Annotated in this window: 18 protein-coding genes; 12 read left to right on the plus strand and 6 right to left on the minus strand. The window is 60.4% G+C overall.

Features of this window, described 5'->3' with window-relative positions:
• Window positions 1–31: 31 nt before the first annotated feature.
• Both JAO77_RS18605 and JAO77_RS18610 read left to right on the plus strand, forming a co-directional pair.
• Window positions 32–625: a hypothetical protein gene (locus JAO77_RS18605; RefSeq protein WP_198991942.1), complete on the plus strand. Its 594-nt coding sequence runs from the start codon at window positions 32–34 to the stop codon at window positions 623–625.
• A 39-nt stretch (window positions 626–664) separates the two neighbouring features.
• Complete coding sequence (locus tag JAO77_RS18610; RefSeq protein ID WP_198991943.1) at window positions 665–1,591, plus strand: flavin reductase family protein; 927 nt, start codon at window positions 665–667, stop codon at window positions 1,589–1,591.
• Between the two features lie 83 nt (window positions 1,592–1,674).
• Here the strand turns inward: JAO77_RS18610 and JAO77_RS18615 are convergent, their stop codons facing one another.
• A complete protein-coding gene (locus tag JAO77_RS18615; protein ID WP_235998508.1) occupies window positions 1,675–2,256 on the minus strand; it encodes a DUF2911 domain-containing protein in 582 nt (193 codons plus the stop codon).
• 84 nt (window positions 2,257–2,340) lie between these two features.
• Here JAO77_RS18615 and JAO77_RS18620 point away from each other — a divergent pair, with 84 nt between their 5' ends.
• A complete protein-coding gene (locus tag JAO77_RS18620; protein ID WP_198991944.1) occupies window positions 2,341–2,754 on the plus strand; it encodes a hypothetical protein in 414 nt (137 codons plus the stop codon).
• On the opposite strand, the gene JAO77_RS18625 is transcribed toward JAO77_RS18620, so the two are convergent.
• The 3 genes from JAO77_RS18625 to JAO77_RS18635 all read right to left on the minus strand — a co-directional run bounded on the left by JAO77_RS18625 (window position 2,751) and on the right by JAO77_RS18635 (window position 6,799).
• The gene (locus tag JAO77_RS18625; RefSeq protein ID WP_198991945.1) at window positions 2,751–4,034 is read right to left on the minus strand and encodes an MFS transporter; all 1,284 of its coding nucleotides are present in this window, start codon (window positions 4,032–4,034) and stop codon (window positions 2,751–2,753) included. The genes JAO77_RS18620 and JAO77_RS18625 overlap by 4 nt on opposite strands.
• 322 nt (window positions 4,035–4,356) lie before the next feature.
• On the minus strand, window positions 4,357–5,478 hold the full coding sequence (locus JAO77_RS18630; RefSeq protein WP_198991946.1) for a S41 family peptidase: 1,122 nt from the start codon (window positions 5,476–5,478) through the stop codon (window positions 4,357–4,359).
• Between the two features lie 283 nt (window positions 5,479–5,761).
• Complete coding sequence (locus JAO77_RS18635; RefSeq protein ID WP_198991947.1) at window positions 5,762–6,799, minus strand: hypothetical protein; 1,038 nt, start codon at window positions 6,797–6,799, stop codon at window positions 5,762–5,764.
• Between the two features lie 237 nt (window positions 6,800–7,036).
• Between JAO77_RS18635 and JAO77_RS18640 the strand changes: the two genes are divergently transcribed.
• Window positions 7,037–8,617 (plus strand): NAD(P)/FAD-dependent oxidoreductase, encoded by a 1,581-nt coding sequence (locus JAO77_RS18640; RefSeq protein ID WP_198991948.1) that lies wholly within the window; start codon window positions 7,037–7,039, stop codon window positions 8,615–8,617.
• 240 nt (window positions 8,618–8,857) lie between these two features.
• Window positions 8,858–9,220 carry a CoA-binding protein gene (locus JAO77_RS18645; protein ID WP_198991949.1) on the plus strand — a complete coding sequence of 121 codons (363 nt, stop codon included), beginning with the start codon at window positions 8,858–8,860 and terminating at the stop codon, window positions 9,218–9,220.
• A 125-nt stretch (window positions 9,221–9,345) separates the two neighbouring features.
• Here the strand turns inward: JAO77_RS18645 and JAO77_RS18650 are convergent, their stop codons facing one another.
• Window positions 9,346–10,866, minus strand: a complete 1,521-nt coding sequence (locus JAO77_RS18650; protein WP_198991950.1) for a S8 family peptidase — start codon at window positions 10,864–10,866, stop codon at window positions 9,346–9,348.
• A gap of 583 nt (window positions 10,867–11,449) precedes the next feature.
• Between JAO77_RS18650 and JAO77_RS18655 the strand changes: the two genes are divergently transcribed.
• From JAO77_RS18655 to JAO77_RS18680, 6 genes are all read left to right on the plus strand, one after another.
• Complete coding sequence (locus JAO77_RS18655; RefSeq protein WP_198991951.1) at window positions 11,450–12,883, plus strand: amidohydrolase; 1,434 nt, start codon at window positions 11,450–11,452, stop codon at window positions 12,881–12,883.
• A gap of 15 nt (window positions 12,884–12,898) precedes the next feature.
• Complete coding sequence (locus JAO77_RS18660) at window positions 12,899–13,387, plus strand: peptide deformylase (protein ID WP_198991952.1); 489 nt, start codon at window positions 12,899–12,901, stop codon at window positions 13,385–13,387.
• Between the two features lie 54 nt (window positions 13,388–13,441).
• Window positions 13,442–13,783 carry a hypothetical protein gene (locus tag JAO77_RS18665; RefSeq protein ID WP_198991953.1) on the plus strand — a complete coding sequence of 114 codons (342 nt, stop codon included), beginning with the start codon at window positions 13,442–13,444 and terminating at the stop codon, window positions 13,781–13,783.
• Window positions 13,784–14,030: 247 nt separating this feature from the next.
• Window positions 14,031–14,597: an RNA polymerase sigma factor gene (locus JAO77_RS18670; protein WP_198991954.1), complete on the plus strand. Its 567-nt coding sequence runs from the start codon at window positions 14,031–14,033 to the stop codon at window positions 14,595–14,597.
• Between the two features lie 21 nt (window positions 14,598–14,618).
• A complete protein-coding gene (locus JAO77_RS18675; RefSeq protein WP_198991955.1) occupies window positions 14,619–15,668 on the plus strand; it encodes a hypothetical protein in 1,050 nt (349 codons plus the stop codon).
• Between the two features lie 101 nt (window positions 15,669–15,769).
• Window positions 15,770–16,903, plus strand: coding sequence for an outer membrane beta-barrel protein (locus tag JAO77_RS18680; RefSeq protein ID WP_198991956.1), 1,134 nt, complete (start codon window positions 15,770–15,772; stop codon window positions 16,901–16,903).
• An 88-nt stretch (window positions 16,904–16,991) separates the two neighbouring features.
• Here the strand turns inward: JAO77_RS18680 and JAO77_RS18685 are convergent, their stop codons facing one another.
• Window positions 16,992–17,759 carry a TrmH family RNA methyltransferase gene (locus JAO77_RS18685; RefSeq protein ID WP_198991957.1) on the minus strand — a complete coding sequence of 256 codons (768 nt, stop codon included), beginning with the start codon at window positions 17,757–17,759 and terminating at the stop codon, window positions 16,992–16,994.
• Here JAO77_RS18685 and JAO77_RS18690 point away from each other — a divergent pair.
• On the plus strand, window positions 17,759–20,542 hold the full coding sequence (locus JAO77_RS18690; protein ID WP_198991958.1) for a BamA/TamA family outer membrane protein: 2,784 nt from the start codon (window positions 17,759–17,761) through the stop codon (window positions 20,540–20,542). The two genes, JAO77_RS18685 and JAO77_RS18690, sit on opposite strands and share 1 nt — an antisense overlap.
• Window positions 20,543–20,577 lie beyond the last annotated feature (35 nt).

The raw sequence follows: 20,577 nt of genomic DNA on the forward strand, positions 1-20,577 counted from the left end.
CGACTTTTGCAGCCAGCCAGTTTACCGCGCCATGCCCTACAAACCCAAACGCACGCTGCCGCGCAAACGCCGGCGCGGCCTGCGCCGCCATTGGCGCAACCACCAGCAGTGGGCGGCAGCGCCCCAAGCGCTTTCGCTGCGCTTGATGGAAAGCGTTCACAGTAACACCGAGCAATTGGGCCTAGCGCCGTGGACAGTACACGGCAAGCCGCCACGCGCCATTCGGCAACTGTGGGCCAGCCGGCTACTGGCCGATTTCTTTGACTGGCAGCGGCAGCTTACGGCTTTATATTCAGATTTCTGGCTATCCATCCGGCTATATGACCATCGGTTCGGATTGGCCCAGCTAGACGCTGCTACTCACGAGCAGCAGGCCTACTTCGAGCGCCGATTCAGTGGCAAGGGAGTGGATGTACCATTACCGCCCGAGTATCAGTCGCTACCGGGAGCAGCGCAGCTTCGCTGGACTTGCTACCCTGAGGTAGACGTTTTGGAGCCCGCTGAGTTTGCCGAGCACGTTGCCTGGTATAAGCGCAAGCCCCACTGGACCGACCAAGACGCTACTGGCAAAGACTGTGTGCTGGTGCAGACAGGCTACGTCTGGGTCGGCCGCGCGGCCACCTAGGTCGGCCGTAGCTTTGGGCCCCTCACCCAGCCGCTTTCCATGCCCACCGCCCACCGCCCCATCTCACCGGCCGACTTATCGCCGCCCGACTTTTACCAGTACATGATTGGGGCCATCGCGCCGCGGCCCATCGCGTTTGCCAGCACAGTTTCGGCCGAGGGCAAGGTGAACCTGAGCCCGTACAGCTTCTTCAACGTGATGAGCATGAACCCGCCCATCCTGGTGTTTTCGACCACTAGCCGGGGCCGCGACAACTCCGAGAAAGACACGCTGCTCAACGTGCGCGAGGTGCCCGAGGTGGTCATCAATATCTGCGATTACGCCCTGGTAGAACAGCTTTCGCTGGCCAGCGCCGAGTACCCCAAGGGCGTGAATGAGTTTTCCAAAGCCGGCCTCACCGAAGCCGCCTCCACGCAGGTGCGGCCGCCCCGCGTGGCCGAGTGCCCGGTGGCGTTTGAGTGCGTGGTCGAGCAAATCGTGCCCCTAGGCGCTGCACCTGGCCACGGCAACCTAGTGGTGTGCCGCGTGGTGCAGGCGCACATCCGTGAGGATATTTTGCTCGATGGCCGCCCCGGCGTCGACCCCTTGAAGTTTGAGGCCGTGTCGCGCCTGGGCGGCGACTGGTACAGCCGCCTCACGCCCGAGAACCTCTTCAAAGTAGGCCGCCCCAACCAGCGCCTAGGTATCGGCTTCGACGAGCTACCGCCGCACATCCGGCACAGCAACGTGCTCACCGGCAACCACCTTGCTAAGCTCGCCAACGTGGAGCGCGCCGCCCTGCCCACGCCGGCGCAAATAGAGGAAATCAAAACCGAGCCGATGGTAGCGTACCTGCTCAACAAGCACCGCGCCGATGCCGCCGAGCAGGCGCAGCAGCTGACGCTGCTGGCCCGGCAGTGGCTCGATGAAAACCGCGTAGCTGAGGCCTGGCGTGTGCTGCTACTGGCGCCGCCGTCGGCTACCTAGGGCAGTTTTACCCAACAAAAAGGGCCCGCCACGCAGCTCCTTCGAGCTACGCGGCGGGCCCTTTTTGGGTAGGCCAATGCAGCTTATTTCACGGTAAACGAGGCGGCAGTGTTAGCCCACGCCATCGTCACTTTGCCCGACTTATCGGCCGTGATGGTGAACTGCTCGGCGGGCTGAGTTAGCGGCTTGGGCTTCACTTTCACGCGCAGCACGTCGTCGGCAGCCTTGTATTCGTAGGCGCCCCACTGCTTGGCGGTTTTGTTGAATATCACCGTCCACTCAGTGGGGCCGGGGATGGTGAACAGCGAATAAGTGCCAGCGGGCAGCGCCTGGCCTTCAATCTTCACGTCTTTGCTCACCGTGAAGGTCGTGGCCTCGTTGGCGCCGGTGCGCCACACCTCGCCGGTGGGGGCCAGGGGGCTTTTCTCGCCAAAGGCCGCGCGGCCTTTCAGCGATGGGCGGCTGTAGTCGATGGTGACATCGGTGCCGCGCACGGTGGTTTTGACTACAGCCGGCGGGCTCGGGCGCTTAGATTTATCTTCGGGCATCTTGGCCGGCGCCGGCGTGGTTTGAGTTTCCACTTGGGCTTGTGCCGAATGAGCACTGAAAGCAAGCGCAGTAGCCGTGATGGCAGCTACGAAAAGCGAGGAGGAATAGAAACGCATGTGAAGAGAAAGAAAGGTGAAACGTAATCTATTATTGGTGGGCGGTGCCATAAGTATCAACCCCTACAATAAGTTTACTTAAGAATGCTTCCAGAATCAGAAACTTACTGGACGGCCATAGCTAACATAGTGGCTGACCGACCTTATGGACCGGGAGGCGCCGAAATACGCCCCGCCAGCAAGCACTTTGCGCCAGGTGCCAAAGTATACATCATCGGCTGGTTCCCCGGCACATGTAGCCGCGTAGTGGTAATAGGCTTACATCGCAAAACCAAGCGGATGATAAAGCTGGTAATAGCAGTAGATTTCTTAGAGAATTTCAAGTCAAAAGTCTGCTATACTCCGGCGGTTATTGCCTTAATCAAAGCGCATTTTGCCAGTGATGATATCACGCGCTTGGATAAGGAGTTTTCGGAATCACTTTGCGTCACGCTGCCCATATGGAAAGCTCAAGAGCTGAGGGATAAGGCTCAGGCTCGGGCAAGAGCGGCTTCCTAGGATACATCCATGTGGCCGCTGGCCCGGGTGTCGCCCATGCGCCAGTACACCAGCAGCGACAGCAGCGCGCAGCCCGTCACGTACCAGTAAAACCACTCCTCACGGCCTTGCTCCTTAGCAAAAAGCGCGATGTATTCGGCCGTGCCGCCAAAGATGGCTACTGTGAGCGCATAGGGCAGTCCCACCCCTAGGGCCCGCACCTGGGTCGGAAACAGCTCGGCCTTCACCACCGCGTTGATGCTGGTGTAGGCACTCACTACAAACAGCGCCGCCACCAGCAGCCCCAGGGCCGCCCCCGCGCTGGTAGTGTGCGCCAGCAGCCGCAGCAGCGGCACGGTGCCTAGGGTGGCCGCCACCCCAAAAAACAGCAGCACCGGCCGCCGCCCCACCCTATCCGAAACGGCGCCCAGCAGCGGCTGAAACACCAGCGCCACCGCCATCGCCCCGAAGGAAATGAGCGTGGCCTGCTCCTTGCTGAAGCCGCTGGTGTTCACCAAAAACTTCTGCGCGTAGGTCGTGAACGTATAAAACGCCAGCGTGCCCCCCAGGGTGAGGCCCACCACCGTGAAGCTGGCTCTAGGGTATGCCAGCAACTGTTTGAAAGCCGAAGGCCTGGCCGCCCGGGCGGCGGGCGCATCATTGTGCTCTTGCTCGAAGGCGGCCGTTTCGCGCATGTGCTGGCGCAGGTAGAGCGCCCCCAGGGCCGCCCCCGCCCCGATTATAAACGGCACCCGCCAACCCCAGCTCGTCATTTCGGCGGGCGATAAAAACTGTTGGAGCGCCAGCTGCACGCTCAAAGCCAACAGCTGCCCGCCCATGAGGGTCAGATACTGAAAGCTCGACCAGAAGCCCCGGTGCCGAGCCCCCGCCATTTCGGAAAGGTAGGTGGCCGAAGTGCCGTACTCGCCGCCCACGCTAATGCCCTGCAGCAGCCGCGCCACCAGCAGCAAGGCCGGCGCGCCCAGTCCGATACGCTCGTAGCCTGGCGCTACTGCAATGAGCAGCGAGCCGCCCGCCATCAACTGCACCGAAAGCAGCAGCGCCGCCCGCCGGCCCCGCTTATCGGCATACGCACCGAGCAGGGCGGCACCTAGGGGCCGCATCAAGAAGCCCACCGCGAAGATGGCAGCCGTGTTCAGCAGCTGCGCCGTGGCGCTTGATTTTGGGAAAAAGACTGGCGCGAAGTACAAGGCAAACGCCGAGTAGACGTACCAATCATACCACTCCACCAAGTTGCCAATGGAGCCGGAAATGATGGAGCGAAGCGGGGAAGTAGCCATAGCCGCGAAGGTAGCGGCAGAGGCAAGTTGGCAGCGGAGCCTGGCGTGAGTTTAGCGCAGCGTACCTCGTGCATGCTTATGACGTGGCGTTTTCAACTCCACTGCCGCAACGCGGCATTCGACATTAGAGGAGTCAGGCAATAAGGCCCCATCGCCGCTTGCCGCGTTGCGGCAGATGAGGTATAACCTCATCGTCAATGTTGTCACGAGTTACGCTGCGCTAAACTCGCGCCAGTTTGGTAGCCCAAATGGGGGCTAGATACTTCACTACACTCATCATGGCTTGATTTATATTATCTTATCTCTAGGAGAAGTGTATACCTCACCGCGCCGCCCGAATGGCCTGCTCCAGTAGCGGGTCGTCGCCGGCCTGCCCTTCGCAGGCTTCGCGGAAGATGTCGGGTACAAAGGCCTCGCGGGGCTGACCGTTTACTTGCAGAAGTTGCTCTTCGCCTAGGTCAATTTTGGCGTCGCTGAGGTCGAGGTGCTCGTTAAAGAGCGCGCCCAACAGGTCGGCTAGGCCCGAGCCTGCCGTGCGGATACCTAGCGCGTGGAAGCCCACCAGCAGGCCCTCGCCCATGCTGCCGGTCCAGTGGCCACCAAGCACCACCACCCGGCCGGGGTAGTGCGGCGCTAGGGGCAGCACATACTCCACAAACTTGCGGGGCACGCCATATTGGCGCTCCTCGCTAGGCACCACGTGTACCTGGTAGGGCTGCTCGCGCCGCACAAAGTGCCCCATGATGCCCCGCGCCACGGTAGTGTTGCCGCCGCTGGGCGTGTTGCGAAAGTCGAGCACGAGCACCTTGGCCGCTTGCACCTCTTGCAGCGCCGCTTGGAAGGCGGCAATCGTCTCGTTGCGCCCCAGCGAGTTATTGAACCGGATGATGGCCGTCGCCCCACGCCGCTCGATGCTGAGCGGCGGGGCTGCTTGCAGCTGCCGGGCCTGCTCGCCAGGCGAACGTAGCGTGTAGGTGCGGCGCGCGCCACCTGCGGCCAGCGTAAGCTGGCGCGGCTGCTGGCGCAGGCCGGCCAGGGCAATGGTGATACCCGCATCGAGCTGCGGAGCCGTGAGCTGGGCTAGCGGGCGGCCCATCACGGCCTCCACGGCGGCCTGGGGTGTTTGGCCGTTGATAGTAATGATTTCGGCGCCAGGCGCAATACCTTGGGCCTGGGCATCGCTGTCGCGGCGCACGTCTACTACCTCAAAGCGTGGGGCGCGGTAGCGGGCGCACAGGTCGGAGCTGGTGGGCACCACGTTGTAGTCCTGGGCGTCGAGCGGCCCCACTATGAAGTGCGGGTCGGCAAAATTGTGCGCCACCAGTTGCAGCACGTCGCGGAAAGCTTCCTTGCTCGCCGCTGCCTTAGCCTGCGGCTCGAAATACGCCAGAATGGCCTTGCCATCGATGCCAGGCCGCGTGAGGTAGGCATAGTGCAGGCGCAACAGCTCGGCAAACTCAACCCAAGACGCCGCGGCATCAAACGGGGAACGAGCCGGCTGAACCCACAGTGGGTGGGCGGGTTACGGGCAGCCTGGGGTTGCTAGCCCGCCGACCGCCAGTAACCCCAGGATGCCCGTAGCGGCTAGGGCCGCCAAGTGGTGGAGGAGAATATACCGGTCCTTAGTTTTGAAGTGCATTTCACAATCTATTGCAAATATATTTAGCCCGTCATTTATAAACTTTATGTTGACAAGCAATTAGTTACTTCAAATCCGTTAAACTCAGCTAATCAAAGTTAATTCCACGTTTAATTAACATATCTCTGATTGCCTTATTATTAACTGCATAATCATACAATTCAACATTATATTTATTAATTTCATCTAAATACATGTGCAAATCTAATAATATTTCGTCCATTATTTTGCTTTTTGGCAAATACGAATCGAAATAAATTTTTGAAATACCCAAAACGTTATTCAGAAAGCCTTGTATATCAATCCGTAAATCAACAAATGAATCCTTAACGTTTTCAAAAAAATACTCAATAATATTAAGTATTCTAACAACGGGATGAGGATGCAAATATTTCTTTGTATAAAAATCAACTTTACCTATGGGACTAACAGAATCTTTTATTTTAAAGTAAAAAAATATTTTTGTTATAACAATACTGCTCAACCCGAGATACATCATACACAAAAACACTTCATCATTAATAACCTTAAACCTTCGCTTTATTTCAAAAACATACTTAAGCACTTCGAACGATGCAAATCTATCTGCATCAAACTCCCATGCGTGTTTTTGTATATCAAAGTCAGCTTCATCAAAATTTTCACTCTCATAATAGTCGATTGTGATAGTCGAACTATTAAATTGAAGGATATGTTGAAATTCATGCCCGAAAGTAAATTGAATCGAACAATTCAACATAAAATCACTTATATCAAAATATTTCATGCTGCATAAATCAGCATAAGCATTTAATATATTCACATCATTAATCAATGCAATCAATATTAATGAAGAAAAATACTTTTCATTGAATATATCCAACATTTTAATTACATATCCACTTGTAATTCCTATTATATTATACCCTTTTTTACTCCTTGCAAAAGCATTACAATAAAATTTATTACTAATATAAAAATAACAATCTTTCAATTTATATTGAATTGCCTTATCAGCGAATAATAACTCAAATTTCTGTTCAAAGTATTTATACTTATTAACTATTTCATCATCCAGACCTTGATAATCGAAAAACTCTTCAATGATACCATACTTTACAAGATTTTGCGCAAGCCCTAAGTCCATCTTCTATCTAGTTATGTGATTTTATTTTTCATCATTCTACCATAATTTGTATTATCGCTGATTACAAAATCAGTCTTAGCAACAATCATTATACTAATGCAATTACTGCAAGTATAAGCAGCAATTGTGTAGAGCCAAGCAACTGAGGGTTACTAACCTTGTGCCCAAACCCCATCCATCCCGCCCCTCATCGTAAATTTGCGCTTGCTTAACGGTTAACTCCCGTTCGCCTGCTTTATGAGACAAGAACTAGACCTGGCCCTCACCCCTGAGGTAGCCTATGACGAGCTGGCCCGCTACGAGGCCATTCTGGCCGCCGCTGGCCTACGCCCCGGCGAAGCCGATTTTGTTAACATCCGCAAGCGCTCGCTCGATGCGCGGGGCCGCCGGCCGCTGGTGCGCCTAAAAGTTGATATTTACGACCGCGCCACGCCCGCCCCGGCCCGCGAGCTACTCGGGCCTTGGTTTGAATACCCAAATGTGAGCCAGGCCCGGCGCCGGGTTATCATTGTGGGCGCGGGGCCGGCTGGTTTGTTTGCGGCGCTGCGCTGCATCGAGCTGGGCATCCGACCCATTGTGCTGGAGCGCGGCAAGGACGTGCGCACCCGCCGCCGCGACCTAGCTGCCCTCAACAAAGACCACGTGGTGCACCCCGACTCCAACTACTGCTTTGGCGAAGGCGGCGCGGGCACCTACTCCGATGGCAAGCTCTACACCCGCGCCACCAAGCGCGGCGACGTGGGCCGCATCTTGCGGCGGCTGGTGCAGCACGGCGCCACCCCCGATATCTTGGTCGATGCCCACCCGCACATCGGCACCAACAAGCTGCCCGCCGTGGTACAGAGCCTGCGCGATGCCGTAATCGAGGCCGGCGGCGAGGTGCGGTTTGAAACGCGAGTGACGGATTTTATCCTTGAAAACAACCGCATGCGCGGCGTGGTAACGCATACCGGCGAGGCCCTGGAGGCCGAGGCTACCGTGCTGGCCACTGGCCACTCAGCCCGCGACATCTACGAGCTGCTGCACCGGCGCGGCGTGCTCATTGAGGCCAAACCGTTTGCCCTAGGGGTGCGCGTGGAGCACCCGCAGGCCCTCATCGACCGGGCGCAGTATGGGCGGCCCGAGCGCGGCCTGCTGCCGGCTGCCAGCTACGCGCTGGTGGAGCAAACCAAGGTGCGCGACGCCCAGCGCGGCGTGTTTTCGTTTTGCATGTGCCCGGGCGGCTTTATTGTGCCGGCGGCCACCGCACCCGGCGAGGTGGTGGTGAATGGCATGAGCCCCAGCCGCCGCGACTCGCGCTTTGCCAACTCAGGCATCGTGGCGGCCGTGGAGCTGGCCGACATGGACGTGGCCCAGCACGGCGTGCTGGCCGGCCTGCGCTTGCAGCAGGAAATAGAGCAGCGCGCCTGCCAGCTGGCCGGCAATACGCAGCTGGCCCCCGCCCAGCGACTAGGTGACTTTTTGCAGAAGAAGCTCTCCCCCACCCTGCTTGAAACCAGCTACCAACCCGGCCTGGTGAGCGTGGAGATGGACGCCGTACTCGGCCCCGCCCTCAGCGAGCGGCTGCGGCAGGGCTTCCGCGCCTTCGGCCGCAAGATTCCCGATTTCGCCACCAACGCGGCCCAGATTGTGGGCGTCGAGAGCCGCACCTCATCGCCAGTCCGCATTCCGCGCGACAACCACCACCTAGGGCACCCCGTGGTGGCCGGCCTCTACCCCTGCGGCGAGGGCGCAGGCTATGCGGGCGGCATCGTGAGCGCGGCCATGGACGGCGAGCGCGTGGCCGAGGCCTTATCGCAGATTCGAACGGATTTTTAGGATTTAACGGATACGCTTGACTGCGCCAAGCTGACTAAACGGGTGGAGCTGGATGGCCAATACCTACCACCTGCAACCGTCTGTCTCGACCTGCCTTACGTAAACTCTATCTGCTCAATCACTGATAAACGCCTGCTTGAATGGCACGAGTTTAAGGCCCTTGCGTAAACACTATCTACATAATCAGCTTGGCGCAGCCAAGCGTATCTGTTAAATCCTAAAAATCCGTTCGAATCTGCGATGAAGACTTTAGTTCTTGGTGCTACTGATAATCCCGACCGCTACGCCTACCGGGCCGTGCACGCCCTCAAGCGCCACGGCCACGAAGTGGTGCCCGTGGGCATCCGCAAAGGGCAGGTAGCCGGCATTGATATCCGCCTCGACCGGCCCCAAGAAGCGGGTATTGACACCGTAACGCTCTACGTGGGCCCGCAAAACCAACCCGGTTGGTACGATTACATCTTAGGCCTCAAGCCGCGGCGTATCATCTTCAACCCCGGCACCGAAAACCCCGAGCTGGAGCAGAAAGCCCAGGCCGCCGGTATCCAGACCGAGGAAGCCTGCACGCTGGTAATGCTGAGCGTGGGCCAGTACGAGAAGTAAGCCCCCAGGTCTCCTTCTTGTGCCCCTTGGGTATGGCGGGCCGCTAAAACGCCGAAAGGCCCCGGCTGCGCGTTGGTAGTGCTACCAACGTGCGGCCGGGGCCTTTTTATGTGGTTCCCTGAGCTTTAGTTAGCCTGCGACACGGCGCGGAGCGCATTGACGCGGCCGTAGCCGTAGTACGGGTCGCGGCCCGGCTTGCCCAGGTCGTTAGCCGAGGCGCGCAGGGCAGCCTCCACGCGGGAGGGGTCCATGTCGCCACCGTTTTTGCCGATGATGAGGGCAGCCACGCCCGTGGCGTGCGGCGCGGCCATGCTGGTGCCCGCCATCCAGGTGTAGCCACCCTGGACAACGCCTCCTACCGTGGACACGCGACCGGTGCTTAGCACCATGTCGAGGGCCCACACGTATTGCCGCACGCCGGCAATGGTCGCAATCTCATTGCCGGGGTAGGCAAAGTCGCCGCCGGGCGCAGCAAAGGTGATGGCCGGCGTGCCGTAGTTGGAGTACGAGGCAAAGCGGTCCAGATTGGTGGTGCGCGGCGCCAGGGCCCAGCCGCTGGGCCCCGTGGCCGAGATGGAGATAACGCCCGTGGCATCGGCCGGAATGTGCACTACCGACTGGTCCCGGTTGCCGTTGTTGGCGTCGTTGCCGGCCGAGGCAATCAGCGTTACGCCATTTTTGGTGGCGTAGCTGGTGGCCTTGCTCAGGGCTACTAGCAGCTCCTGGGTGGCTTTGGTGTCGTTTATCACGTTGCCGGCATCATCGAGGTACTTGCCATTGCGCGGTACAGCAGCCCCTAGGCTCATGTTGATGACATCGGCGCGCTGCTGCGTGGCGTAGATTATGCCCTGGATGAGCCAGGAGAAGGAGCCCGAACCACCATCGCCCAGCACCTTCACCAGCAGTAGCTTAGCCCTGGGCGCAATGCCGATAACGCCAATATTGTTATCAACCGCGGCAATGGTGCCGGCCGTGTGCGTGCCGTGGCTAGAGCCCGCGCCCACAAACTGGGCCGGCTCGCCGGGCACAAACGACCTGCTGCCCACGATGTTACCTGCCAGGTCGGGATGCTGGAGCTCGAAGCCGCCGTCTAGGTCGGCTACCAATACGCCCTGGCCTTGGTTGCCTGTATTCCAGGCGGCCGGGGCCTGAATGGCCGTGGCACCCCACTGCAAGGGCAGGAAGGGGTTGCTGTCGCCGGTGCTCGGGGGGTTCACGTTGTCGGCCAGCGCTTCCAGTGTGCGGTTGGGCTGCGGCTCAAAGCCCTGATATGTGAAGTCGTGCACCACCGAGCGCACGCCCGCAATCTTGGCGGCCTTAGCGGCAAAGTCGGGGTCGTCGGAGGTGGCAACGGCTAAGCCTGCTTCGCGCAGCTGGTTTGTTACCTGGCCATTGGCGGCCGTAGTCTGGGCTTCTATATTGGCGGGCAGCTGGTCGCCGGAAGCAATGATGATATATTGCTTGGCGCGCATCACAAAGCCCGGCGTGGCCTGGGCGCTCCGCAGCGCGGCGCTGCTAAGGCTGGCATCGACACTATCGCCGAGGCTGCTCGCGGGCGATGGGTTCTCCTTGGTGCATCCCCAGGCGCTGAGCAAGCCCAGGCCCAGCAGGGGTAGAAACCGGCGTAAAGGAAACTTTTGATTCATACTAGGAAAAGAAAGGATGTGAAGTAGCTGATGGCCACTATTCTTAGCAGGGCCAGTAGCCAAATCTAATGAGTGCATTCTTAGCAGTTCACATTTTAATCATATAAAAAGACATTTTTTTCTTTTAAATATTAATAATATACTTTATTATATCATATTCATAGCACCACGCTATTTATTAGCATATTTCTTACTATAAGCCGCTTGCTGCTGCAACGGCTTCGTTAAGCTTTGCACCGGAGTACCCGCATCTTTTTTTGCCAGCTACTGCCACGCCTCTTCGCCTTTGCCTAGGTTACCTAGTAGCTACCTGCGAGGAGCACACGCCATAAGTCGCCTACCAAATATTTGGCTTATAGTGCTCTATCAATCCTTTATTCACCCTACAGCTGTTGAATTTAAGAGCATTGTGCGGGCTCCGCGAAGTAGTGCTGCCGCTTCGTTGAACAGTTCTACTAGTGCAGTAGCGCTGCTATGCGGGGCTGGGCACTACAGCCAGGATAGGCTTCTGAAAGGGCAGACACTTTTTAAGACTGCCGGAAACCCGCTACTTTTAAGCGACTACCCACCAGACTTGCTTTAGATGACTAAATTTTACCTCCTAGGGCTGCTCGGCACTGGGCTGCTGGCCTTCCGGCCTACGCCGCCAGCCGAGCCCCTCAAGACCCAAGCCATGCAGGAGCTACAGGCACACTACGCCGACTACCGACAGCTGGCCCAGCGCATCTGGGGCTTTGCCGAGCTAGGCTACAAGGAAACCCAGAGCTCGGCGCTGCTGCAAAAGACGCTACGCGACCACGGCTTTACAGTGCAGGCGGGGGTAGCAGGTATCCCGACGGCCTTTGTGGCTACCTACGGCAGCGGCCAGCCCGTGATTGGGGTGCTGGCCGAATACGACGCGCTGCCGGGCCTGGCCCAGCAAGCAGTAGCCACCAAAACACCCATTGCCGGCCAAGATGCAGGCCACGGCTGCGGCCACAACCTGTTTGGTACGGCCAGCGTGGCCACCGGCCTAGAGCTGCAAAAGCTATTGAAGGAAGGCAAGCTGCACGGCACCGTGAAGGTGTATGGCTGCCCAGCCGAGGAAGGCGGCAGCGGCAAGGTGTACATGGTGCGTGAGGGCCTCTTCAACGGCGTAGATGCGGTAGTGCACTGGCACCCCAGCAATAACAACGCCGCTATGACCGGCCAATACATCGCCAATAAGTCGACCAAATTTCGGTTTCACGGCGTGGCGGCGCACGCGGCGGCCTCGCCCGAGCGCGGGCGCAGCGCCCTCGACGGCGTGGAGGCCATGGACCACATGGTGAACATGATGCGCGAGCACGTGCCCCAAGAAACGCGCATTCACTACGTTATTACGAGCGGCGGCAAGGCGCCCAATGTGGTGCCCGACTACGCCGAGGTGTACTACTACGTGCGCCACCCCAACCGGGCGGTGGTGCAGGCCGTGTTTGAGCGCGTGGCCAAAGCCGCCGAGGGGGCTGCCCTAGGTACCGGCACCACCGTGGACTACGAGGTAATCGGGGGCACCCACGAGTTACTGCTCAACGAAACCCTGGCCCACGCCCTCCAAACCAACCTAGAGCAAGTAGGTGGCGTGAGCTATACGCCAGAAGAAACGGCGTTTGGCCAGCAGATTCAGGCTTCGTTTGGGGCGCCCGCGCCGCCCGTGGCCGAAGCCGCCCAAATAGGCCCCTACCAGCCGCGCGATGGCGGCGGCAGCAGCGACGTGGGCGACGTCAGCTACGTAGTGCCTACCGTGGGCCTTACGGCTGCTACCTGGGTGCCCGGCACGCCCGCCCACAGCTGGCAGGCGGTGGCATGCAGCGGCAAGGAAATCGGTACCAAGGGCATGATGGTAGCCGCCAAAACCATGACGCTCACTGCTATCGACCTTTTCACCCAGCCCGACCTGCTGGCCAAAGCCAAGGCCGAGCTTAAGCAGAAGGTGGGCGGCTACGCATATAAGCCTTTGCTCGGCGACCGCAAACCGGCCCTCAACTACCGCGACTAACAAGCGTGTTTTCGTATGAAAACCTTGGCCGACCTAGTGCTCCTCGGCGACCCGCGCCTCTACGAAGTCTGCGAGCCCGTGCTTGAGGCCGACCTGCCGCTGGTGGCCGGCTGGGTGGCCGACCTGCACCAGGTAATGCAGGAAGTGCGCGCCCGCTACGGCTTCGGGCGCGGCATTGCGGCCCCGCAGCTCGGCATCATGAAGCGCCTGGTGTACCTGCACCTCGACGGCCAGCCCCACGTGCTGCTTAACCCTGAGCTGAGCGAACTAAGCCCGACCCTATTTGAGCTGTGGGATGACTGCATGTGCTTTCCTAACCTGCTGGTGCGCGTGCAGCGCCATGAAGCCATGACCGTGACCTACCGCGACGCGCAGTGGCAGCCGCAGCGCTGGCCGGTGCAAGGGGCCGTAGCCGAGCTTTTGCAGCACGAGTGCGACCACCTAGATGGCATTTTGTGCACCACGCGGGCCCTGGATGCCCAGTCGTTTCGGTGGCGCCCCTAGGGTATCTTTTCGAGCGGGGTTCGCCCCTTGTGTCACTCCCCCTTGTCCTTCACCATGAAGCTGTTGCCTACTTTACTCAGCGGTGCGGGGCTAGCAGCGCTCGCTGGCTGCGCCAAGCCCGAGCTGGAGCCGGGGCCCCGCCACGATGTAAGAGTGCGCGTCGAAATAAAGGTGCCTTTTTCGACCGACTACTACTGGAATTTTCAGGCGATGGATGAGTACAAGGGCAACCGGAAGCAGCTGGCCGCCAGCAGCGGCCAGGACGGCTACCACTACGAAAGCTTCGAGCACAACGAAACCAATATGGGGCCGGGCACGTGCTTACCACCACCGGGTCGTTTTCGCCCACCGGCCCCCGCTCGAGGTCGCTCTCGTCGGCCGCCTACCTCACTATGAAGATTTTGGTGGATGGGACTGTGAAGGCCGACACCACCCTTAACTCCCTTATGGCCCCCACCAGCAGCGGCAACCACGAGGTACAGCTGCGCGTGGTGCTGTAGGGGGCACCGGTCGCTAGCTCTGCCCGCAGAGCCGGGCTTTTTTCGGGGCCTAAAATTTTATTTTCTCAGGCAACCCTCGACCCTGGCCCTGCATCTAACGCCCCAAACTCCGCTTCGCCTCTGCCCCACTCTTACTTGAAAACGTGACTGAGCCTGACCTCATTGCCGCCTGCCTGCAGGGCGACCCGCGCGCCCAGCGCCAGCTCTACAACCAGTTTGCGGGGCTGATGCTGACGGTGTGCCGCCGCTACCTCAAGCGCCAGGAAGACGCCGAGGAGGCCCTGCTGCTAGGCTTCGCCAAAGTGTTTCGGGCGCTGCCCACGTTTCGGCAGGAGGGCTCGTTTGAGGGCTGGGTGCGGCGTATTATGGTAAATGAGGCGCTGATGGAGCTGCGCCGCCGCGAGCCCATGCACTTGTCGTTTGAGGACTTTGCGCAGCCCGAAAACCTGGCTGCCACCCCCGCCACCGCCGACACCCAACTGCAAGCCGAGGAACTGCTGGCCTTGCTGCAAGAACTACCCACCGGTTACCGCACCGTATTTAACCTCTACGCGCTAGAGGGCTACTCGCACCCCGAAATCGCGGAAGCCCTAGGTATCTCGGAGGGCACCAGCAAGTCGCAGCTCAGCAAGGCGCGGGCGCTGCTGCAGCGCCGCCTCAGCGGCGGCCGCGCGTCGGCGCAAGCCAATCAGCCCGTTTATAGTTTATAACTTATTAGCCGCTCTATCCTTATGAATCCCGAAGATATTGACGACCTATTTCGACAGAAACTCGACGGCCACGCCTCGCCGCCTGGCGACGACCTGTGGGCGCGCCTGCAGCTGCCCGACCCCGCCGCCCCTACCGAGCCGGCAGAAGCTGAGCCGCTAGACACGCTGTTTCGGGCGGGCCTGCACGGCCACGCCACGCCGCCCCGGCGCGAACTGTGGGAGCGCCTCGCAGACGAGCACCTGCGCCCGCAGCCCCGCCGGCGGCGGGTGGCGGCCTGGTGGCAGTACTCGGCCGCGGCCGTGCTCTTACTACTATTGCTGGTGGGTGGCGCAGGCCTGTGGCGCGGCTCTTTTGACTCTAAAGACAACGGGCTGGCTACAGCCCCTTCGCCACAGAGGCCGATCCTAGCGCAGCGCACGGCACCCGCCACGCCGGGCCATTCAACGCTTGCCGACCAAGGGCCGGCTGCTACTACCCTAGGCGGCGCAGCAGCCGGCCAGGCAGTGGCACAGGCTGCTGCTACGGCTCCAGAAAAAAACAAACATTTTTTGGCCGACCGGGCAACCGCACCCCGCGCTTCTACATCTAGCACCCCGATGGCCACCACTACCCGGCCGCGCCGCGCCGCTGCGGCCGACCGGGCAGCCGGCAGCCATCGCCCGCAGCCGGACGCGGCGGCGAGCCAGTTGGCTACCACCGGGCAGCGGCGCCCGGCCAGCCAGCCCCTGCCTACCCAACCAGTACCAGTACCTCATAGCCAAGCTCCAGCGCCCGCTACCCTCGCGATGGCCTCCGCAATCACCGCTGAGCCCGAAATCATCGATGTAGAAGTGCGGCGCGGCCCGGTCCCGGCTACCCTGGCGCCACCCGTAGTGGTAGCAGTAGCCGTGACGGAAACCGCCCCGACGCCCGCTCGCCGGCGCCTGCGGCTCGGGGGCCTGCTGCGCCAGGCCGACCGCTTGGTGCACGGCGAATCGGTAAACCTAGCCGAGGTTACCAATCCCGCCGAAACCGTGACCCTGCGTGCCCGCCTAGGTGGCCGGGTGCTTTCGAAAACCATTCAGCTCTAGGCCTGCGCCCGCCGGCTTTTCCTCTTCCCAAACCTGCATTTTCTACCTAGGCCCGGCTTTGCCCGCCGCGCTGTTCCTCACCCTCTTGCCTTTTTTTCACCATGAAACCTGCTATTTTTTCTGCCGCTCTCTTAGCCCTGTTTGCCGCCGCTGCCACTGGTGCCCAGGCCCGTATGCTGGCCGCCCCGCCCACCGATACCATCGTGGTGCGCCTACCCAACAAGGCGGTTATGACGCTGGTGGTGCGCGATGCCCAGCAGCTACGCCAGCTACCCCAGTACCACCTCGACTCGCTGGTGGCGCGGCTAGGCACCTACATCAAGCGGGCCGATGAGGCGGCCAAAGGTGCCAAAACCGACCGCGTCACGATGGAATTTTTCCCCAACCAAGACGCCCCCGGTCAAAACCTGCCCGAGCAAATTCGCATCACCACCCACAAGTCTACTAACCGCGCCTACGGCCCCAGCAACAAGGTAGAGGTGCTGCTAGAAAAGAAGTTTGGCATGGTGGTGAACATTGACCGCAAAAACAACGACCAGCCCCGCGCCGCCGCTACCAAGGCCGAGCGCCAGGCCCACCGCGACTCGCTGTACGAAGCCAACCAGGCGCGCAACCGGGTCAAAACCTTTGTAGTAGTAGACCTAGGGCTGAATGCGCTGACGAACAAAGGCAGCGGCGCGCCCGAGCTGCGCACAATGGGCTCGCGCTACGTCAGCCTCAACCTTGATGCGCACGTGCGCCTGGGCGGCACGCACAGCCCGGCTTATATCGTCTTCGGGCCCGAGTTTGCCTTCAATAACTACATGCTGGAGGGCAACAACAAGTGGATAAACCAGAACGGCGTGACCAGCGCAGTGCTCGAAACCAACGGCCGCCAATATCAGAAAACCAAGCTGGCGACATCGACCTTCACCGTGCCGCTGATGTTCCAGCTCAACCTGCGCGAAAAAAATGAAAGAGGCCATTCGCGCAGCGGCTTCACCATCGGGGCGGGGGGCTTTGTGGGCTACCGCCTAGGTAGCTGGACCAAGCTCAAGTACTTCGAAGAAGGCAACACCTACAAGGACAAAAACCACGGCTCCTACAACCTCACCGACTGGCAGTATGGCCTGCAGGGTGTAATTGGCTACCACGGGCTCACGTTCTTCGCCAAGTACAACCTCAACGAGTTGTTCCGCGAGGGCCAGGGTCCCCAGGCCCAAACGCTGAGCTTCGGGGTGCGCCTGGGTGGCTAACGCGCAGTGCTCCTTGCCACACGCCACGGGGCCCTAGGTGGCTGTAGAGGTTACTACAGCCACCTAGGGCCCCGTGGCGTGTGGTGGTTTATAGATTTCGAAAAAAGTTATCGAGCAAAATGGCGGCCGACACGGCCACATTGAGACTTTCGGCCCGGCCGCCGGGACCGTGCGGAATGTGCAACCGCCGCGTGAGCTGCGCCGCCACCTCGGGGCTGAGGCCGTGGCTTTCGCTGCCCATCACAAGCACGCCGGCCGGCTGCAAGGTGAGGTGATGCACGTTGTCGCCCTCTAGGTCGGCGCCGTAGATACCGACTTCTGGGGGCAGCGTGCCTAGCCAAGCCCCTAGGTCGCGGTCGGCCCACACGGGCACCCGGCCAAAGGCGCCCATGCTGGCGGCCACGGCTTTGGGGTTGTAGGGGTCGGCGCAGTTTTCGCTCAGCACCAAGCCGGGCAGGCCGTACCAGTCGGCCAGACGCCACAGGGTACCTAGGTTGCCGGGGTCGGCCACGTTGTCGAGGGCCAGCACGAGGCGGCTGGCGGGCAGGGCGGCGGGCAGCGGCGGCTGGGACGGCTGCGATACTACGGCCAGCGCGGCAGCGTTGGTTTGCAGGGTGCCGAGCTGGGTTAGCTCGTCTTCGGAGGCCAGGTGCAGGGGCACGCCGGGCGGCAGCGAGCGGCTGGCGGCCAGCTGCTCGGCAAAGGCGGTGGTAGCCACTACATGCTCGATGCCAAGCCCGGAGCTTAGCAGTTCTAGCACGCTTTTGGCACCTTCGACCAGGAAGGCGGCGTGGCGTTGCCGATATTTGCGCTGATGCAGCGCCCGGATGTATTTGGCGAGGGCTTTAGATACCATTGGAGAAAGTACGCAAACTTACGCTTGCCCCCGGCCTTGGGCTGCTAACCGCGCTGCTGTGGCTGGCGGCGGGCTGCTCGCCGCTGCGCCTGCTACAGCCTAATCAGCGCCTGCTCACGCAGGTAGAGGTGGAAAGCCACGACCTGAGTGCGGCCCAGCAAGAGCGCCTGCTGACGCTGGTGCAGCAAAAACCCAACCGCAACCTGCCCATTCCTAGGCTGGCTGTATACCAGTTTGGGCACTCGTTTTACGACTCGGCCAAGATTCGCGAAAAAATTGACCGCATCCAGGCTAAGTATACCAAAAAGCTAACGGCGGCCGGCACCGACACGGCCAAGATAGGCAAGCTGACGGCCCGGCGCGACCGCCTGCTGCAGCGCAAAGAGCAGGCCCTGGCCAAGGGCAACGCCATTATGCGCCTCGGCGAGCCGCCTGTTATCTACGACCCTGACCTGAGCCGGCGCACCGTCGACCAGCTCACGACTTACCTGCGCTCGCAGGGCTTTTTTCGGGCGCAGGTTACTTACACCGATTCGGCCCGCTCGAAGCGCAGCCTAGTCGATGGCATCTTGCGGGTGTTGCAGCTGCGCAACAAGCCGGTGCACGCCGTGCCTCTGCGCGACTCAGCGGGCCAGCGCCTGCACCGGCGCGTCACGGTTACGTACCAGGTCGAGGAAGGGCCGGGCTTTACCCTGAGCCAGTACACCCGCAGCATCCCCGACTCGGGGGTGGCGCGGGTGGTGGCGCAGGGCCAGGGCGCGGCGCTGCTGCACGTGGGCGATGCCTACAACGAAGACCTGATTGGCCAGGAGCGGCAGCGGCTCGAAACCCTGCTCAAGAATGCTGGCTACTACGATTTCCGGGCCCAATACATTACCCTAGAGGCTGATACCAGCTTCGAGAAAACGCGGGTGCGGCTGCGGCTGCTGGTGGCCAGCCCCGCTGGCGGGCACCGCCGCTACCGCCTGCGCGAGGTTACGATGCTAGCTGATGCCGGCCAGGGCCAGGTGCTACGCAGCCTGGCCGGCGACACGGCCCGCCTGGGCCGTCGGCGCCTAGCTCGCCGAAACGCCACCGCACCCGAAGCCGAAGGCTCTATAGGCAGTATCTCCACGGCCAACATGCCGGCCGGCGTGACGCCCGCCGCCGTGGCCGACTCGCTGGCCGCCCGGCGCCGGGGCCGCCCGCGCTTGGCGCCGCGCGACACGGTGCGCTTCGACTCGGTGGCGTTTGCCAGCCGCGGGCCGCTGCCCATTAAGCCCAGCATCCTTACCCGCCAGATAACGCTGCGCCCCGGCCAGCTCTATAACCTAACCCGCACCCAGCGCACCAGTCGCCAGCTGTCGGCACTGGACATGTACCGGTTTAATAACGTGTCGTTTAGCAAGGTACCGGACGCCAAAGGCTCGGCCTCCGATACTCTGGCGGCGCCTGCTACCGACCACTACCTCGATGCGCTGGTAACGGCCTCTCCTAGCCCTCGCTTTGCTGAGACTACCGAATTTGGGGGCACTTACGTGGCCGAAAAGGCCGGGCCCTTTGCCAACCTGCGCTTGAAATGGCGCAACCCATTTCACGGGGCCGAAGTGCTGGAGCTAAGTGGCCGCGTGGGCTTTGAAGGCCAATACAGCCGCCTAGGTACCACCGACGGCACCAACGTGCAGCAAAACAGCGTGTATACGGTGCAGTACGGGGCAACGGCGGCGCTGTTGATACCTAAGTTTTTGCTACCGTTTGGCCTAGGGCGCTCGTTGCGCGACTACCAGCCCCGCACTCGCTTTTCGGTGTCGCAGACCTACACCCGCACCCCTTTCTACACGCGCACCAACGCCGAATTTACCCTCGACTACCTCTGGCAAACGTCACCCTTTCACCAATATGTTTTTACGCCCGTTGATGCGGCGCTCGTCAAAACCCCCTTTATCCGGGATGACTACCGCGCCCTTCTAGAGCGTTATCGCCTAGAGGGCAGCCCGCTTTACCAGTCGTTTCGGTCTATCTACGAACCGAGTTTCAGCTTCACCTCCATCTATAACTCCAACGACATCACCCAAACGCGCAACGCCCGCTACCTGCGCATGTTTGTGGAGGTGGGGGGCCTGACGCGCAATCTCTACCGCACTAAAACGTGGTTTAGAGGTGACCGCGAGCCCGAAAACCAAACCGAGGTCTACAACTTCGCCAAAATTGCGGTCGACTACCGCCGCTATTATAAGCTATCGCCTCTTACCTACTTTGCCTGGCGCCTCAATGGGGGCGTGGCCCACGCCTTAACCCCAACCCCGACTGCCACCAACCCCGCAGTCAGTACCTACACCATCCCCTACGATAAATATTTCTTCGTGGGGGGCTCCAACAGTGTGCGGGCCTGGCAGCCGCGGCGCCTCGGTACCGGCTCCTACGCCACCAAATTTGCTACCGGCGAGCGCGATTATATCACGGAGCAGCCCGGCGAGCTACTGCTGGAAGGCTCAGTAGAGTATCGCTTTCCGGTGTACTCTTTTATCAAAGGCGCGCTATTCACGGACTTCGGCAACGTGTGGACACTGCAACCCGATGCCAACCGGCCGGGCGCCGAGTTCCGGTTCAACTCCTTTGCCCAGCAGTTTGCTGTTGGCTCGGGCCTTGGTGTCCGCTTCGACTTTACGTTCCTGATTCTGCGCTTCGACATTGCCACTAAGGTCTACGACCCCACCGCCGCCCAGCGCTGGGCTATTCGCAACGTGTTGAGTCAGACCCGTTACCAGACCGCGCTTAATATCGGTATCGGCTATCCGTTCTAATGGGAATTAAGTCACAATTGTCCTTGCTTTATCGT

The sequence above is a fragment of the Hymenobacter sp. BT559 genome (assembly GCF_016427535.1).
In the GTDB taxonomy this organism is placed as follows: domain Bacteria; phylum Bacteroidota; class Bacteroidia; order Cytophagales; family Hymenobacteraceae; genus Hymenobacter.